Source organism: Tenacibaculum sp. AHE14PA (genome assembly GCF_019278465.1).
Taxonomy (GTDB): Bacteria; Bacteroidota; Bacteroidia; order Flavobacteriales; family Flavobacteriaceae; genus Polaribacter; species Polaribacter bernardetii.
In genome coordinates, this window is sequence record NZ_CP058983.1 from 283,747 (window position 1) to 300,174 (window position 16,428).

18 protein-coding genes are annotated in these 16,428 nt (G+C 30.0%); 8 read left to right on the forward strand and 10 right to left on the reverse strand.

The genetic code is table 11. The features are described 5' to 3' along the window. Positions 1-69 precede the first annotated feature (69 nt). The 4 genes from H0I30_RS01285 to H0I30_RS01300 all read right to left on the reverse strand — a co-directional run bounded on the left by H0I30_RS01285 (position 70) and on the right by H0I30_RS01300 (position 5,062). On the reverse strand, positions 70-1,317 hold the full coding sequence (locus H0I30_RS01285) for an FAD-binding oxidoreductase (protein ID WP_218772507.1): 1,248 nt from the start codon (positions 1,315-1,317) through the stop codon (positions 70-72). 1 nt (position 1,318) lies between these two features. After that, positions 1,319-2,329: a 4-hydroxyproline epimerase gene (locus H0I30_RS01290; RefSeq protein ID WP_218772508.1), complete on the reverse strand. Its 1,011-nt coding sequence runs from the start codon at positions 2,327-2,329 to the stop codon at positions 1,319-1,321. A 3-nt stretch (positions 2,330-2,332) separates the two neighbouring features. Beyond that, the gene (locus H0I30_RS01295) at positions 2,333-3,910 is read right to left on the reverse strand and encodes an aldehyde dehydrogenase (NADP(+)) (protein ID WP_218772509.1); all 1,578 of its coding nucleotides are present in this window, start codon (positions 3,908-3,910) and stop codon (positions 2,333-2,335) included. Positions 3,911-4,105: 195 nt separating this feature from the next. Beyond that, positions 4,106-5,062, reverse strand: a complete 957-nt coding sequence (locus H0I30_RS01300) for a dihydrodipicolinate synthase family protein (protein WP_218772510.1) — start codon at positions 5,060-5,062, stop codon at positions 4,106-4,108. A 143-nt stretch (positions 5,063-5,205) separates the two neighbouring features. Here H0I30_RS01300 and H0I30_RS01305 point away from each other — a divergent pair, with 143 nt between their 5' ends. Next, on the forward strand, positions 5,206-6,051 hold the full coding sequence (locus tag H0I30_RS01305) for an AraC family transcriptional regulator (RefSeq protein ID WP_218772511.1): 846 nt from the start codon (positions 5,206-5,208) through the stop codon (positions 6,049-6,051). Between the two features lie 241 nt (positions 6,052-6,292). Here H0I30_RS01305 and H0I30_RS01310 read toward each other — a convergent pair whose 3' ends face one another. Together H0I30_RS01310 and H0I30_RS01315 are read right to left on the reverse strand one after the other, a co-directional pair. Then, positions 6,293-6,892, reverse strand: coding sequence for a DUF6642 family protein (locus tag H0I30_RS01310; protein WP_218772512.1), 600 nt, complete (start codon positions 6,890-6,892; stop codon positions 6,293-6,295). 101 nt (positions 6,893-6,993) lie between these two features. Further along, on the reverse strand, positions 6,994-7,617 hold the full coding sequence (locus H0I30_RS01315) for a MarC family protein (protein ID WP_218772513.1): 624 nt from the start codon (positions 7,615-7,617) through the stop codon (positions 6,994-6,996). 405 nt (positions 7,618-8,022) lie between these two features. Between H0I30_RS01315 and H0I30_RS01320 the strand changes: the two genes are divergently transcribed. The 5 genes from H0I30_RS01320 to H0I30_RS01340 all read left to right on the forward strand — a co-directional run bounded on the left by H0I30_RS01320 (position 8,023) and on the right by H0I30_RS01340 (position 11,796). Further along, positions 8,023-8,214, forward strand: a complete 192-nt coding sequence (locus H0I30_RS01320) for a hypothetical protein (protein WP_218772514.1) — start codon at positions 8,023-8,025, stop codon at positions 8,212-8,214. A 247-nt stretch (positions 8,215-8,461) separates the two neighbouring features. After that, positions 8,462-9,073 carry a DEAD/DEAH box helicase gene (locus H0I30_RS01325; protein WP_218772515.1) on the forward strand — a complete coding sequence of 204 codons (612 nt, stop codon included), beginning with the start codon at positions 8,462-8,464 and terminating at the stop codon, positions 9,071-9,073. A 69-nt stretch (positions 9,074-9,142) separates the two neighbouring features. Then, on the forward strand, positions 9,143-9,604 hold the full coding sequence (locus tag H0I30_RS01330; protein ID WP_218772516.1) for a GbsR/MarR family transcriptional regulator: 462 nt from the start codon (positions 9,143-9,145) through the stop codon (positions 9,602-9,604). Between the two features lie 76 nt (positions 9,605-9,680). Beyond that, the gene (locus tag H0I30_RS01335; RefSeq protein WP_218772517.1) at positions 9,681-10,805 is read left to right on the forward strand and encodes a mechanosensitive ion channel family protein; all 1,125 of its coding nucleotides are present in this window, start codon (positions 9,681-9,683) and stop codon (positions 10,803-10,805) included. Continuing rightward, entirely contained in the window at positions 10,798-11,796 is a 999-nt protein-coding gene (locus tag H0I30_RS01340; protein WP_218772518.1) for a hypothetical protein, read from the forward strand. Before H0I30_RS01335 ends, H0I30_RS01340 begins: the two co-directional genes overlap by 8 nt. 261 nt (positions 11,797-12,057) lie before the next feature. On the opposite strand, the gene H0I30_RS01345 is transcribed toward H0I30_RS01340, so the two are convergent. The 4 genes from H0I30_RS01345 to H0I30_RS01360 all read right to left on the reverse strand — a co-directional run bounded on the left by H0I30_RS01345 (position 12,058) and on the right by H0I30_RS01360 (position 15,321). Next, positions 12,058-13,113 (reverse strand): NAD(P)-dependent alcohol dehydrogenase, encoded by a 1,056-nt coding sequence (locus tag H0I30_RS01345; RefSeq protein ID WP_218772519.1) that lies wholly within the window; start codon positions 13,111-13,113, stop codon positions 12,058-12,060. Further along, the gene (locus H0I30_RS01350) at positions 13,113-13,541 is read right to left on the reverse strand and encodes an OsmC family protein (protein ID WP_218772520.1); all 429 of its coding nucleotides are present in this window, start codon (positions 13,539-13,541) and stop codon (positions 13,113-13,115) included. Before H0I30_RS01350 ends, H0I30_RS01345 begins: the two co-directional genes overlap by 1 nt. A 26-nt stretch (positions 13,542-13,567) precedes the next feature. Continuing rightward, complete coding sequence (locus H0I30_RS01355; RefSeq protein WP_218772521.1) at positions 13,568-14,662, reverse strand: alkene reductase; 1,095 nt, start codon at positions 14,660-14,662, stop codon at positions 13,568-13,570. A gap of 83 nt (positions 14,663-14,745) precedes the next feature. Then, positions 14,746-15,321, reverse strand: a complete 576-nt coding sequence (locus H0I30_RS01360) for a Crp/Fnr family transcriptional regulator (protein WP_218772522.1) — start codon at positions 15,319-15,321, stop codon at positions 14,746-14,748. A 155-nt stretch (positions 15,322-15,476) separates the two neighbouring features. Between H0I30_RS01360 and H0I30_RS01365 the strand changes: the two genes are divergently transcribed. Beyond that, positions 15,477-15,851: a MauE/DoxX family redox-associated membrane protein gene (locus H0I30_RS01365; protein WP_218772523.1), complete on the forward strand. Its 375-nt coding sequence runs from the start codon at positions 15,477-15,479 to the stop codon at positions 15,849-15,851. Continuing rightward, on the forward strand, positions 15,844-16,428 hold the full coding sequence (locus tag H0I30_RS01370; RefSeq protein ID WP_218772524.1) for a TetR/AcrR family transcriptional regulator: 585 nt from the start codon (positions 15,844-15,846) through the stop codon (positions 16,426-16,428). Before H0I30_RS01365 ends, H0I30_RS01370 begins: the two co-directional genes overlap by 8 nt.

Here is a 16,428-nt window from a genome sequence, read left to right on the forward strand (position 1 = left end):
GCTCGCAAACGCTCGATTGCTTTTAAAGAATTTTTAAACCAAATAAACATTTTTAAGTCAATACTCATATTAAAATTTTCTATCAGGATTAAATGGACTTAAATCTAAAGTAGTCTTTTTTTCTGAAATTATTTCGGAAACTAACTTCCCTGTTGCTGGCCCCAAACTCCAACCCATCATCGCATGTCCTGTTGCAATTGTTAAATTATTACATTTAGAAGATTTACCAATATAAGGTAAACCATCTGGAGAGCATGGCCTTAATCCACAAGTTGCAGACTCTTTTTCTTCTTCAGAAATATTCAAATTGTTATAATAATTCTTAGCAGCATTGGCAATAGTTTGCACCCTAATTGGATTAATATTATGATTGATTCCTGCGATTTCCATTGTGCCAGCAAAACGTGTAAATCCTTGCATTGGTGTAACTGCTACTTTTGCTTCGCATAGTATTGCGGGAATTGTAATTCCTGTTTCTCTGTTTACATTAATTCTGTATCCTTTTCCAGCTTGTATTGGAATTTGTAATCCCAGTTTTTTAGTCAATAAAGGGCTCCAACTTCCTGCTGCTAAAACAACTTCATCAGCTTTTAATTCTTGTTTGTTTGTTATTATTTTTGAAACTTTTCCGTTTATTACTTCAATATCTTTTACGTGTTCATCAGCATAAAATATAACTCCTTTTATCTTTAAATACTTTATCATTTCAGGCATAAAATCTGTCGGAGTCATATGTGCATCCGAATCAAAATAAATAGCGCCTTTAATATTTAGGTTTGCATTTGGCTCTAGAACATCAACTTCTTTTTTTGTTAAATTTTTAACACCTAAACCTTCTTCAATTCCGCGTTTACCAATCTCCCATTCTGCTTCACCAACTTTATCTGATTGATAGCACATTAATAAACCTTTACGTTCATAGTGAAAATTAAATGTGTTAGATGCTTTAATGTCTTCGTATAAATCTCTACTTAAAATATTAATAGCTTTAATTACGGGAATTGCTTTTTTTACTTTAGACGCAGTAGCAGATTTTTTAAACGCCCAAGTCCATTTAAAAAAATTTACATTTAAACGAGGCTTTATATAAAAAGGACTCGTTGGATTAAGCATCCACTTAATTCCTTTATTAATCATTCCTGGAGCTGCTAACGGAATAAAATGGCTAGGCGTTATATAACCAGCATTAACATAGGATGCACCGCTAGAGAAATTAGATTTATCAATTATAGTTACTTGATGGCCTTCTTCTAAAAGATAATAAGCTGTACTTAAACCTATTATTCCTCCACCAATTATTATGACGTTTTTTTTCATATTAAATTACTTGGAAACCATGTGCATAAGGATCATCTTGATCGTCGATGGTAATTGTATTGTGCCCAAAAACTTTTGCCCAGCCTTGAATGCTTGGTATTATGGCTAATTTATTATCTAAAATGGTTTCTTTATCAACACGGCCTATAAATTTACTGCCAATAAAGCTTTCGTGTATAAATGCTTCTCCTAGTCTTAATTTTCCTTTGGCATACAATTGTGCTAACCTTGCAGAAGTACCAGTTCCACAAGGGCTTCTATCTATAGCTTTATCTCCATAAAAAACAGCATTTCTTCCTGATGATGTTGGGTCTATAGGGTTACCCGTCCACAGCATATGTGTTACATTTTTTATAGTTTTATTTTCTGGATGCACAAATTGATTAGGATATTTTTCGTTAATTCTATCACGTACTATTTGAGAATATTGAATAATCTTTGACGCTGTAAAATCATGAACACCAGAGAAGTTTTCCTGAGGATCTACTATGGCATAATAATTCCCGCCATAAGCAACATCAAACGTAATATTTCCTAACTCTGGACAATTTATTGTTAGCTCTTGAGCAGCTAAATAACTTTTTACATTAGTAAGTTTTACCCATTCAACCTTATTGTTTACTTGCTTGTATTCAATTTCTACTAAACCTGCAGGTGCTTCCATTTTAATTTTTCCTGGAATTTTAGGTTGTATTAAACCCTCTTCAATTGCAACTGTAATAGTACCAATTGTACCATGTCCACACATTGGTAAGCAGCCTGACGTTTCAATAAATAAAATAGCAAAGTCATTGTCTGAACTATCTGGTGGATACAGGATGCTACCACTCATCATATCATGTCCTCGAGGCTCAAACATTAGTCCCTTTCTTATCCAATCGAATTCTTTTAAAAAATAAAGTCGTTTTTCGCTTATGGTATTTCCAATTAATTTTGGGCCTCCACTTTTTATAACCCTAACAGGGTTTCCGCAAGTATGAGCATCTATACAAACAAATGTGTGCTTACTCATTTCTTATTTTTTTGCTCTTAATCCATCTATAACTCTAAAAATATTAGAAGGATTATCGTTTTTTAATTCATTTGGCAATAAATCATTTGGCCAATCTTGATAACTAAACGGACGTACCCAACGTTTTATAGAACCAACACCCACTGCTGTAAATCTACTATCTGTAGATGCAGGATAAGGACCTCCATGAACCATAGATTCGCAAACCTCTACTCCTGTTGGAACGCTATTAAAAATAATACGTCCTACTCTATTTTGTAGCGCAGCAATTACTGCTGGATAGTTAGCAACTTCATTTTCATCGGAAATTACAGTTCCTGTTAATTGCCCTTCTAAACTAGTAATAATCACTTCTAATTCTTCTACGTTTTTACATTGAACAATCATAGAAAAAGGTCCGAAAACTTCTAAATGTAATGCTGAGTTTTCTAAAAATGTTTTTCCATCGACAGTAACAATAGTTTGTGCTGCATAATTATTTTGAACCTCTGATGTATAGTTTGCTGTTACGGTAACGTTATCTTGCGACACTACTTTTTCTTTATTACTTATGTATCCTTTTTTAATATTTGGATGCAACATACACGATGGATTTATTTTAGTAATCTCTTCCGAGACATTATTTATAAAGCCTGTTAAATCATCGCTTTTAATACCTAATAATAATCCAGGATTTGTACAAAATTGACCTGTTCCTAAGGTAATAGAACTAGCATATGTTTTAGCAATGTCTGCTTGTCTGTTTTTTAGTGCTTCTGGTAAAATTATAACAGGATTGATACTTCCCATTTCTGCAAAAACAGGAATTGGTTCTGTTCTTTTTGAAGCTAAATCTAGTAAGGCTCTACCTCCGTTAATGCTTCCTGTAAAACCAACAGCTTTTACTTTTGGGTGTGCCACTAATTGTTGTCCAACTTCTATTCCACTAGAATTTAAGTTAGAAAAAACACCATTTGGCATTCCTGTTTTTTTAGCTGCTTTAACAATAGCAGAAGCTACCAACTCTCCTGTGCCAGCATGCATTGGATGCGATTTTACAATTACTGGGCAACCTGAGGCTAAAGCTGCTGCTGTGTCTCCTCCTGCTGTAGAATAGGCTAAAGGAAAATTACTTGCGCCAAAAACGACAACAGGACCTAAAGGAATTAACATTTTTCTAATATCGGGTTTTGGTATTGGCTTTCTATTAGGTAGTGCGGTATCTATGGTTGCTTCAACCCAAGATCCTTCTGCTACTAAATTTGCAAAACTTCGTAATTGTCCAATTGTTCTTCCTCTTTCTCCTTTTGCTCTTCCTTCTGGCAAACCTGATTCTAAGCAATACGTTTTTATTAAGACATCGTCTAAGGCTAAAATTTCCTCTGCAATTGCGTTTAAAAATTCGGCTTTTTTAATTCCAGAAACAGTTCTAAGTTCTTTAAAAGCTTTTGCTGCTAAATTTACGGCGTCATCAATTTCTTGAGCTGTTGCTTCTGCAAAAACAGTAGCATTCTCTATATTTAACTCCGGATTAAAGGTTTTGTATGTTTTGGTTCCGTTGGCAGATAATTGATTGCCAATAAAGTTTTTTCCTGATATCATTTTTACTTATTTTTTAAATATTTTTTCATTTTTATTGATTTATAAACTACTTTTTTGATTCTAGGTATTTTATCAATAATAGCTTTAGATGAAAATTTTTGTCATAATCATCTCTGAATATGTAAACGTTTTAAAATATCTATATTCTAGCTTCTTTAAAAACAAAGTTTTCTCTTTTTTGAATACTTAAAAATCTTAACCTACTAAATCCAGAACTTCAAGTCTTTCTTTTGCCAGAATATATCTTACACGGACATCATCAATTTGCTGTTGCGTTAATTTCTTACCAAAAGTACGAAGCCCTCCAGCAATATCATTATGATGAATTCCCATAGCAAGCTTAAGATACTCCATAAGCAGTGGCTGAGCATCTAGATACGATAATGGATTTAAAGCCTGAGAAATTTTGTATGCCTCAGTCCATTCTCCATTTAAAACATACTCCTGCATTGTTACACTTGCTTTTGGGAATATAGTACCTACACCTGTAATGCCACCACTTGCTCCAGCAAGACCTGCATATACAGTTACTGTGTCTACTCCAGCTAAAATTTTTAAATCTTTGTTCTCTAACATTAGGGTTTCAATAATGGAAACATCTATAGTAGATATTTTAAGAGCAGTTACCTTAGGAAGAACAGAAATTTTTTTAAGAAGTTCTGTTGAGAGCGCATGATAACCAGCTGCATCAGGATTGTTATAAGGCATAATTGTTACGCCTACATCTTTTGCAGTTGCTTCAGAAAGTGCATAGTACTCATACATTTCTTTTTCAGAAGGAACCGCCTTAGTTTTTGGTGGCATAACCATAACTGTATCAACTCCAACTGTTGAAAGTCCTTCAACAATTTTAGCAAGTTCTTCCTTAGTTTCTGCTGCTGCTCCACTAATCAACGGGACATGATATTCTTTAGCAACCTCAGAAAGAGATTTAAGTAAGCAAAGACGCTGCTTCGTGCTAAGGTAACTATTCTCACCTAGTGTTCCAGAACCGACAAGTCCGCTCATTCTACTTCCGCCCTTTCCTTGAGTTTTTAAAATACCTGCCGCCTGTTTTTGCGTTGCATCAAGGTCAATTTCAAGAGAACCAGATTTTGATTCTTTCAACCATGTAAACACAGCAGGCATTACGCCGTTCCATTGTATACTCATAATTCCATTTTTAATGTTGTAAAATTAAAGAGTTAACAAATACTAAAATAAGATTAAATTACCCACTTTAGATACTATATTATCCTTAATAGTACATATTTTTGTATTATTGAGTAATTTTAAATTAAAATAAAATATTTAAAATGAAAGTTTTACCATTTAAAATTCCAAAACCAGAAAATAGTTTCTTAATTTATCAAGAAGATATAGAGGTTGTTTTTTATGATAAATTACATCAACATGATGAAATTCAGATTAGTTTTATTGAAAGAGGAAAAGGTACTTTATTAGTTGGTGATAAAGTTTCTAGCTATTCTGAAAATGATATTTTTATTATTGGAAGTAATTTACCACATGCATTTAAAAGTGATAAGAATACTGAAGACACCTCTAAAATGTTGAGTATTTTTTTTACAACATCTTCATTTGGTGATTCTTTTTTTGAATTAAATGAACTAGCAGAGATAAAAAAATTTTTATCTAAAACTTTACAAGGTTTAGTAATTAAAACACATAAAAATGAAATTATAAAAAACTTTATAAAACTAAAAGATGCTTCTAAATTAGAACGTTTTATCTTGTTTTTAGAGGTGCTGAAAATTTTTTCTAATGCAAAATCAGCTCCTCTTTCAATGTTTGTATACGATAAAAAATATTCTGATATTGAAGGGAAAAGGATGCGAAATGTATTTGATTTTACATTAGAAAACGCGTGTCAAAATATAACTTTAGATGATATTGCAAGCGTTGCGAATATGACAAAAAATGCATTTTGCAAATATTTTAAAAAACGAACAAATAAAACGTTTGTTCGTTTTTTAATTGAACTACGGATTGAAAATGCTTGTAAATTATTAAGTACTAACAAGGATTTATCGATTAACGACATTGCTTTTAAATCTGGATTTAATAACATTTCTAACTTTAACAGACAATTTAAAATGATAAAACACATGACCCCTAACACGTTTAGGAATACTAACCTTTAATGTATTATACTATTATTTTTTAATTGATATTTGACATGAATGATAATATAATTATAAGTGATTTTTTTGGTTCTACCAGAATTGAATAAGTTACTGGCTTAAATTTACATTCCACACACCTCCTATTCCGTTTCAGAAAAGAGTGTTGCATTAATTGAATAGAGAAATATTAGAGAAGAAACAAAATATTACAGTACAAGTTTTATGTAATCTGATAAATGTAAATCACATAATATTTATTTTAATAATATAACCTAAAATCAAGTAATTTACATGCTCTGTAATGTTTTTGATGTAATTCTTCTACAACATCTAACATATTATCATCTTCTTGAAATAAGTTAAAAAAAACTTTATCTAAGTTTGAACTAGAAACACCATTAAACTCATTGCCATAACCAGAAATACCTCTTGCGCCTGTGATATCTAAAAAATATTGAGCTTCTTCTTCATCTAAGTTTAAAACCTTAGCATTTGAAAAATGTAGAATTTTTCCTTTTAATCTTCCTTCAAAAATTTCTGCAATTTCTTGTAGGCTATAATAATAGTTATTTAAACAAATACTATTTTCTTCTCCTTTCATTACCAGGTAAATTACTTCATAATCTTTAAAATTATGATCATCTAAAACTAATGTATTTAAGCTAGCTTCTAAACTTTCAATGGTATCGCATGTTTTATAAATACTAGCTATTCCGTATTGTAAAGTCAATTGCTCTATATTTTTTTGAGCTTCCGTAATTTTTTTGGTTTCTATATTGTCAACACCTTCCAAACAGTATACAAAATAATCTCCTTCTGTAAATTTTTCTTGGGATAATTGTTGGTTTTTCTTTAACAAATTTCAATTTTTATAAAAGATAAATAAAGTACAAAATTAGTATAACTTTTTTGTTTTTAAAACGATTTTATAAAGTTACAAAGTAATCTATTTGTTGTAATCTATTTTGAAATTAAATCAAAAGATAATTTTATTCCTTGTATAATCATTCCGGTTCCAATAATAGCTATTATTAATCCCATTATTTTACCTATTACAGAAATAACATTATTACCCACTACTTTAACGATTAAGTCACTTAATTTAAAAGTAAAATAAGTTAATAAGCTCATAAATCCAAAAATAGCAATTACTAGAAATAATTGTAAAGATTCTGCTTTAGATACAAAATTCATTGCCGTTACAATAGTTCCTGGTCCTGCTAAAATGGGTATTGCAAGTGGTGAAACAGCTATGTTTTCATCTATATCAATATTGTCAATGGTTTTTACATTAGATTGCTTTGATTGTAGCATATCAAAACCAATAAAAAATATTAAAATACCTCCCGTTATTTTAAATGCAGGAATACTAATATTAAATAATTCAAAAATATATTTACCTAAAAGAATAAATACCGTTACAATAATAAATGCCGTTATATTAGCCCTTTTATTAATATCTAATTTTGTTTTCTTGTCCGCTCCTTGCGTTAAAGACAAAAAAACGGTCATATTAGATATTGGATTTGTCATCGCAAAAAAGGCCGTAAATACGGTAATTGAAAACGTAATTATATTGTCCATGAATTGTCAATTTTAATGTTGCAAGAACTTGATTTACTTCTATTCTACCAAAGTATTTTTACTTTTTTTTTGAATAGTTATAAGTTTTAAATATATCCTAAATTAGAATTAATAAAGCTCTTTTTAATATAAAGATATACTCATATTATTAAGTACTAAAGTGTACTTAAGTATTAGTTCTTTATTTCTTCGGGTGAATATGATACTGCAGTTTTAGTATACTTTAATTATGAGATGTACCCTAAAAACAAATCTGAATATGATATAGTTTTATCAAAATTATGGACGCTATAAATATAACAAATTTGATGTAAAACTGTTTTTAAAATCACTTATTATCAATATTATATATGGTTGATAACTAAATTAATGTAGAATAACTTTGCAATAATAATTATTACAGAAATGGACAGAAGAGAGTTGTTTGAAAAAAGATCAAAGATTAAAATTAATGATAAAATATCTTTTTGCATAAAAATTATTGCAATGGAATTGATTGGAAGAAAATGGAAAAGTGTCAAATTGCCTCATTTAATTGATAAGAAAAAGCATTATAGCGAATTTCGAAAAGAAATTCTTGGTATTTTAATTAAATAACTTGTAAGTATTGATAATTTTCAAGTAAAAATAAGAATATTATGAGTAAAAGATATATTTAAAATAAACTTAATAAAATGAAATTAATATAAAAAGTGCTATAATGATATTTCTTAATTGATTTACTACTATTGTACAGTTTTTAACCCTTAAATTATATTTCTTTGAAAATATATTCACATTTATTTAATTGTATATTTGCGGTTATTAAAAACACTAACCAAACTAGTTATCCTTTTTATTTCCTATGCCTTTTAAAAAATTACAATCTGATATAAAAGAGAAATTAGAATCTCTTGAAATAACAACTCCTACTCCTTTTCAAAAAGCGAGTATTCCTGTAATAAAAAGTGGTGCAAATACTTATTGTACTGCTCCAGAAGGTAGCGGAAAAACAACAACACTGATATTAACAACATTACATAAGTTAAAATTTGAAGCCATTGGTACTGCACCAAGAGCAATAGTTTTAGTAGAAAATAACGAAAAGGCAACTGAAGTATACAACGCTTTTTTAAAATACACTAGATATCATGAATTTCGAGTGTATTTAGGTGACGAGAAGTTACATATTGATGTATTAAAATCAGAAATATTTGAAGGGATTGATGTGCTAATTGCTACTCCTAAAATTGTAAATAAATTACTTTTATTAGAGGGGTTAAGCACTTCGCAATTAAAAATATTTAACATACATGATGCTGATTTTTTAGTTAATAACGCTTCTTACACAACTCTTATGTCAATTACTCAGAGTGTAAATAAATGTCAGTTTGTAATTTATTCAGAAAAAATGCCTCCTATTCTAAAGCGTTTAGAATCTTATTTTATGCAATATGCTAAGACAGTTTCGATATAAAAATCTTTAGTTTTAAGTATATTAAAGTAACAGAAACAACTATTAAAAAATTTAATTTTACCTCTCTACATGAAAAATAAATTAACAGAAAAGCAGAAAGAACTTATAGAAAGTTTTGGTGTCGTTCAGGAAGGTATGGGACTTTCACCTGCATCTGCTCGTGTTGATGCATTACTTATTGTGGCCGACACTCATGAGTTAACTTTTGATGAAGTTAGAGAAAATTTAGAATTAAGTAAAAGTGCAACTAGTAATGCTATTAATAATTTATTAATGTTAAAGCGTATTGGTTATAAAACAAAACCAGGAGATAGAAAAAGATACTTTCACACCAAATTAGGGCAATGGAAAAACTCTTTTAAAGATAGTATTAATGCACTTACAAGTTATAATGATGTTGTCCTTCAGATTCTTAGTAATAGAACTAGCAAGACACCTGAATTTAACTCACAATTGAAAGACTTTACCCAATTTATTGAGTATTATCAAAAAGAAAGTATTAAATTGATTGAAAATTGGAAAAACGAATAGTTTTTTTTGATAAAATTGGTTCTTTTAATACTGAACAAATGAAATAAATAAAACTAAAAAAAATAAATAAGTATAAATGATAGAATTTTGGACAGCCAATAAAAGAGTAATTATATATGTGTTAATAGTGATTTGCGTAGTTTTAATTTTGCGTTTTTTCACGAAGTTATTTCATAACATCTTAGAAAAAAGATCAAGAAAAAAACATCCAAACGAAACCCCTGAAACAATTCAATTAACTCGAAAAATATTAAATTCTCTTTGGTTAGTTTTAGGTATTATGGCATTAGTCTTTATTTTTATCGATAAAGAAAATTATAAAGTATTTGCTCAAAAATTTTACATAGTATTTTATATAGGAATCGTAGCTGTAGCTACTATAACCACAGCTTCATTAACGCAAACATGGTTTAAACGTTCTATTGCTATAAAAATTAAGACTAATGAAGATGCTACGAGTTATAAATTTTTAAGTTACATCTCTTTTTTTAGTATCTATTTTATAGGAATTGTATTGGCAATACTTGTTTTTCCTTCCTTACGTGGTATTGCCCAAACTGCTGTAGGTGGTGCTGGTGTAATTGCTGTGATTGCTGGTGTGGCATCTCAAGAAGCTTTAGCTAATTTGGTTGGAGGAGTTTTTATAATCACTTTTAAACCTTTTAAAATTGGCGATATTATAAAACTAGATGAAACTATGGTAGGTAAAGTTACAGACATTACTTTACGTCATACAATTATTAGGAATTATGAAAACAAAATGATTGTTATTCCTAATTCTTTAATTAACAAAGAGAAGTTGGTTAACTACGATTTAGGTGAACGAATGTGTTGCCAATGGATAGAAATAGGTATTTCATACGATAGTGATATTGATTTAGCAAAACATATTATTAGAGAAGAATGCGAAAGTCATCCTAATATATTAGATCATCGTAGTGAGTTAGATAAGTATAACAATGAAAAAAAGGTTGTTGTGCGTGTTATTAATTTAGGAGATTCTGCTATAACTATAAGAGCTTGGGCTTGGGCTGCAAGTTTTGATGATGCTTTTAGAATGAAATGTGATTTATACGAAAGTATAAAAAAACGTTTTGATAATGAAGGTGTTCAAATTCCTTTTCCGCATACTACAATGGTATTTAAAGATCAACAGATAAATAAATTTAATAGAAATATAAGAACCCTTAATAATGAATAAATTTAAAATAGTTATAACTCTTTTTTTTATAACGTCGATTGTTAACGCTCAAGAAAAAAACGAATCATTTCAGAAAGAAACAGCTATTAGTGTAAAAGAAAAATTTCCGAGTGCTCGATTATTTAATTTTGAATATGGTCAATCGTTATCTCGTGACTTTAATTCGGAGTTGTTAGGTGTAGATTTTAATGATGCAAAAATAAAATCACAACAAACATTTAAAGCCTCTGCTAACATTCCTTTACATAGATCAAAAAATAGAAAATGGGCGGTTACAGGTTCTTTAAATTATCAATTAAATTCTTTTGAGTTTGAGGATATCAATGAAGCTAACGAACCTATATTCGAGCAAAACGGAACTGTAAATTTCCATAATTTCTCTACGGCAATAAGTTCTACTTATTTCTCTTCATTATTCAAAAAACCAGTAATTTATAATGCCTCATTAATTGTTGATGGGAATGATAAAGGTTTAGAACGTATTAAAGGTTTAGTGGGTTTGTCTTTTATACTAAAGAGAACACAACGCACAACGATGACTTTGGGTGCAATTGTTTTTGTTGATCCAACATCTCAAATACCATTTTTCCCTACTTTTTCGTACAATCATAAATTTAAAAACTCTAAATGGGAGTTAGATTTTATATTGCCTCAACGTTTATTATTTAGAAGGTTTGTAGGTGAAAATGGTCGATTTTCTGTAGGTAGTACCTTTGGTGGTAATGGTTTTTATGTAAATATAGAAAATAACCCTGCTTATACTGAAACTTTTGAATACAGCCAGTTAGAAATAAAATCTGGAGTTATGTACGAACACCGATTTAATAATTTTCTTATAGGTACTTTTCAAGGAGGTTTACAAAACTTTATAAGCAATCAATTAACTGAAAAAGGAGCATCTTCTAAAGACTATATTTATAAGAATACACAAGATGCTACAGGTTATTTTAACGTAGGTATCTCAATAGATCCTTTCGCTAAGAAAAAATAGCATAAATTAATAATCCCCGCAAGTCCCCTTTTTTTAAACAGTGTTAATTTACTCTATGTTTTAGAGTTTAATTGGCACTGTTTTCGTTTTCTTATAATATGTATATCATCAAGATAACTAATAAAATAGTAGTTAAATATATCTTGTTGTTATCTAATGCTAAACGCATAAAAAAAGGTACAAAACAGCTGTTTGTACCTTTTCTTTAAGAAAAAACAACATTTAAAATAATTTTAAATGTTGTTTTTATATATCACAGTTTTATTTAAGTGATTTCATATCAATTACAAACCTATATTTAACGTCGTTTTTAGTAACACGATCATAAGCTGTATTGATTTCTTGCATGTTTATAAGTTCAATATCACTAGTAATATTATGTTTACCACAAAAATCTAACATTTCTTGTGTTTCTTTTATACCACCAATTAAAGAGCCTGCAATACGTTTACGCCCCATAATAATACTTCCTCCATTAAATGGTTTTAAAGGTTCTACTGCACCAACTAACACCATTGTTGCATCAATTTTAAGTAAACCTAAATAAGGGTCCATTTCATGACCAACAGGAATGGTGTTTAATATAAAATCAAAACTTCCCTGATGTTTTTTCATGTCATCTGCATCTTTAGATACTAAAACTTCATGAGCTCCTAGCCTTTTAGCATCTTTACCTTTTTCTGGCGATGTGGTAATCATAACAACGTGAGCTTCTAATGCATTCGCAAACTTAACTCCCATATGGCCTAAGCCACCTAAACCGATTACACCTACTTTATCGCCTTCTTTCACTTTCCAATGCGCTAATGGCGACCACGTAGTAACTCCTGCACACAATAAAGGCGCTGTCGCTGCTTCATCTAAGTTTTCTGGTATACGAAGTACAAATTTCTCATCTACAACTACAGATGTTGAATAACCTCCATATGTTTGAGCACCTTCTATATGTTTATCAGGACTGTTATATGTCCAAGTACTTCCTTTTTCACAAAACTGCTCTAAATCTTGCTCACAAGACGCACATGTTTGACAAGAATCTACCAAACAACCTACACCTACTAAATCACCTACTTTATAATTACTTACATCGCCACCAATTTCTGTTACACGACCAATAATTTCATGGCCAGGTACTACAGGATAGTTAGATCCTTTCCAATCATTTCTTGCAGTATGTATATCACTATGGCAAACACCACAATAGGTAATGTCTATCTTCACATCTCCTACTCCTACTGCTCGCCTATTTATATCTAAAGGTTTTAAATCTTCTGTTGGTGCTGTTGCACCATATGCTTTTACTATTGTTGTTGCCATTATTGTGCGTTTTTTAAAGTGATTTTTAATTCGATGTTTGTATTTAATAATTTAGAAATAGGACACACTTCTTTTGCTTTATGCGCTATTTGCTGAAACTGTTCTGCATCTATATTTGGTACATCTCCTTCTAAGTTTAAAGTGATTTTCGTGATTGCTCCATCTTCAAAACTAACGGTAGCATCAACATTTAAACTTGTTGCTGTAAAGTTAGCTTCGTTTAATAAAAAACTCAATTGCATAGCAAAACAACCAGCGTGGGCTGCTCCTATCAATTCTTCAGGGTTTGTTCCTTTTTCTCCATTTTCAAAACGAGTTTGAAATGAATATTGTGTTTTATCTAAAACATTACTTGCTGTTGTAATACTTCCTTTCCCCTCTTTTCCACTTCCTTTCCATTCTGCGTTTGCTTTTCTTGTAAATTTCATAATATATGTGTTTTAGGTTAAATTATTTATTTTGAAGCTTTAGGATAATCTGTATACCCTTTTGCTCCGGTAGTATAAAATGTATCTTCATTCCATGTTGCTAATTCCAGATTGTTTTCAAAACGTTCTACTAAATCAGGATTAGAGATAAATGGTTTTCCGTAAGCTACTAAATCCGCAAGACCTTCCTCAATGATTTTATTTCCTTTTTCTTGATCAAAAGCTGAATTAATCATTAAGGTACCGTTATACAAAGGTCTAAAGTGTTTTGCTATTTCAGTAACAGCATGTTTAACTTCAGATACATCTGTAAAAGGTTCTGAAAGATGAATGTATGCTAAGTTGTAATCATTTAATTTCTTAATAATATATTCAAAAGTTGGAATTGTATCTTCATCCATAGTCATTCCGAATAAACCATTTAATGAAGGATTAAAGCGTGCTCCTATTTTTTCTTGGGGAATCACTTCTTTTACAGCATCAAGTACTTCAAAAAAGAAACGAGCTCTATTCTCTATAGTTCCACCATAATTATCTGTTCTTTTATTAGAGGTTCCGTTAAAAAATTGATGAAATAAATAACCGTTAGATGAGTGTATTTCTACACCATCAAAACCAGCTTTAACAGCATTAGCCGCTGCATTTTTAAAATCTTGAATTGTTTCTTTAATATCTTCAACAGTCATTTCCTTAGGCGTAACAGTATCTTTAAAACCTTCTGGAGTATATGATTTTGAGTTAGGGTTTATTGCTGATGCTGATAAAGGTAATTTATCATTATGAAAATCAGGATGCGACATTCTACCAACATGCCATAATTGAATGAATATTTTTCCTCCTTTATCATGTACACGTTTAGTTACTTTCTTCCAACCTTCAACTTGTTCATCAGAATGGATTCCTGCTGTATGAATATATCCCACCGCTTTGGTAGATACTTGAGAACCTTCTGTAATAATTAATCCAGCAGAAGCACGTTGCTCATAATATAAACCATGTAAATCATCCGTTGGTATATTACCACTATTGTCTGCTCTACTACGCGTCATGGGTGCCATGACAACTCGGTTTGCTAGGTTAATATTTTTATTATATGCCGTTAATAGGTGTTGTTTGTTCATGTATTTTGCTTGTTTTAATAATAAAAAACAAAGCTACGGCACATAATTACTAATCTCATTGACATAGATCAATTGAGATATAATTAACTTTTTATTTGTTGCCTTACACGACTTAAATTTTCTGGAGAAACACCTAAATAATTGGCAATATCATAATTAGGTACCCTATCTTCTATTTTGGGGTACGAAGTACAGAATTCAAGATATCGCTCTTGCGTGTTCTTTTCTAAAGTTGATAATATTCGTTTGCGTTGAGATATAAAAGCTTGGGTTGTTAAGATTCTGAAATAACGCTCAAAAATAGGAGCTTTATCATAAATATTTTGAAGACTATCATAATTAATAGCCAACAATTCAGAATCTTCAATAGCTTCTATATATAATTTTGAAGATATTTTATTATAAAAAGCATCAAAATCGCCAACCCACCAGTTTTCTATAGCAAACTGAATTATATGGCTACTCCCTTTATCATCTAAATAATAAGCTTTTAAACAACCTTTAATAACAAAATACTCATGTTTAACAGTTGTACCTGGTTTTAATAAGAATTGACCTTTAGATATTGATACTTTATTTAAAGCTTCATTAAACCTCTCTAAATCTAATTTTGTAGGAGTTATATGATCTTGAATGTGTTTTAGAATAGATTGATACATACTGCAAAGATGCATATTTTAATAATCAAACTTCTTTTAAGTTTAGTATTATTTATGAATGATTAGATCTTGTTTATAGTAGTATAAATAAATACTATATGTAAAAAATGAATGTTCATTCTTTTTTTATATCTTTGTACCATCAAAATAAAACAATGAAACATATCTGGAATTTTTTACGCATATTATTAGCTATATTTATAGTGTATGCTGGTATACAACATTTTATTAAACCTGATTTTTTTAACGCATTTGTGCCTGATTTTTTAATATACAAATCAACAATTATATACGTATCAGGTATTATAGAAATCGTTCTTGGTGTACTGTTATTAATTCCTAAATATACACGTGTTGCAGCAAGCGGAATATTAATTTTAATGTTGCTTTTTTTACCAATACATATTTGGGATGTTATTACAGATACTCCTGCAATTGGTAGTCATGAAGCAGCTGTAATAAGATTACCAATGCAATTTGTTTTGATAGCACTAGCTTATAAATTTAGAAAAACAAACAACAATGGCTAAACTCCAAAAAAGTATAGATAAAAGAAACGCACTTGTTAAAGCCACAATTGAATTGGTAAATAACAATGGATTTCATGCTACACCAATGAGCAAAATAGCTAAAATGGCTAAAGTTTCTCCGGCAACAATCTATTTATATTTCGAAAACAAACAAGATTTAGTAAATCAAACATATATAGAGGTTAAAGCTAAATATACAGATTATGCTTTTGAAACTTATGATGAAAATACATCTGTAGAACTTGGATTTGAAGTTATTTGGAAACGTATTGCTGATTTTAAATTAAAAGATCCTGAAAACTCAATGTTTTTAGCACAATGTGATAATACACCAATGATTGATGAACCAAGTAGACAAGAAGGTATAAAACACCTACAACCCCTACTCGACTTATGGAATCGCGGAAAAAGTGAAGGTATTATAAAACCAATGTCAGATTATATATTATATGCATATGCCATAAACCCTTTATCATTTTTAGTGATTTCTCAGAAACGAGGTGTATTTACACTAGATAAAACACATATTGAAGAAGCTTATCAATCGGCTTGGAATAGTATAAAAGTATGTAAGTAA

Bases quoted from the DNA above. Each gene is read 5' to 3' on its own strand.
- H0I30_RS01285 (WP_218772507.1), bottom strand. From the start codon at position 1,317: ATGAAAAAAAACGTCATAATAATTGGTGGAGGAATAATAGGTTTAAGT.
- H0I30_RS01290 (WP_218772508.1), bottom strand. From the start codon at position 2,329: ATGAGTAAGCACACATTTGTTTGTATAGATGCTCATACTTGCGGAAAC.
- H0I30_RS01295 (WP_218772509.1), bottom strand. From the start codon at position 3,910: ATGATATCAGGAAAAAACTTTATTGGCAATCAATTATCTGCCAACGGA.
- H0I30_RS01300 (WP_218772510.1), bottom strand. From the start codon at position 5,062: ATGAGTATACAATGGAACGGCGTAATGCCTGCTGTGTTTACATGGTTG.
- H0I30_RS01305 (WP_218772511.1), top strand. From the start codon at position 5,206: ATGAAAGTTTTACCATTTAAAATTCCAAAACCAGAAAATAGTTTCTTA.
- H0I30_RS01315 (WP_218772513.1), bottom strand. From the start codon at position 7,617: ATGGACAATATAATTACGTTTTCAATTACCGTATTTACGGCCTTTTTT.
- H0I30_RS01320 (WP_218772514.1), top strand. From the start codon at position 8,023: ATGGACAGAAGAGAGTTGTTTGAAAAAAGATCAAAGATTAAAATTAAT.
- H0I30_RS01325 (WP_218772515.1), top strand. From the start codon at position 8,462: ATGCCTTTTAAAAAATTACAATCTGATATAAAAGAGAAATTAGAATCT.
- H0I30_RS01330 (WP_218772516.1), top strand. From the start codon at position 9,143: ATGAAAAATAAATTAACAGAAAAGCAGAAAGAACTTATAGAAAGTTTT.
- H0I30_RS01335 (WP_218772517.1), top strand. From the start codon at position 9,681: ATGATAGAATTTTGGACAGCCAATAAAAGAGTAATTATATATGTGTTA.
- H0I30_RS01340 (WP_218772518.1), top strand. From the start codon at position 10,798: ATGAATAAATTTAAAATAGTTATAACTCTTTTTTTTATAACGTCGATT.
- H0I30_RS01345 (WP_218772519.1), bottom strand. From the start codon at position 13,113: ATGGCAACAACAATAGTAAAAGCATATGGTGCAACAGCACCAACAGAA.
- H0I30_RS01350 (WP_218772520.1), bottom strand. From the start codon at position 13,541: ATGAAATTTACAAGAAAAGCAAACGCAGAATGGAAAGGAAGTGGAAAA.
- H0I30_RS01355 (WP_218772521.1), bottom strand. From the start codon at position 14,662: ATGAACAAACAACACCTATTAACGGCATATAATAAAAATATTAACCTA.
- H0I30_RS01360 (WP_218772522.1), bottom strand. From the start codon at position 15,321: ATGTATCAATCTATTCTAAAACACATTCAAGATCATATAACTCCTACA.
- H0I30_RS01365 (WP_218772523.1), top strand. From the start codon at position 15,477: ATGAAACATATCTGGAATTTTTTACGCATATTATTAGCTATATTTATA.
- H0I30_RS01370 (WP_218772524.1), top strand. From the start codon at position 15,844: ATGGCTAAACTCCAAAAAAGTATAGATAAAAGAAACGCACTTGTTAAA.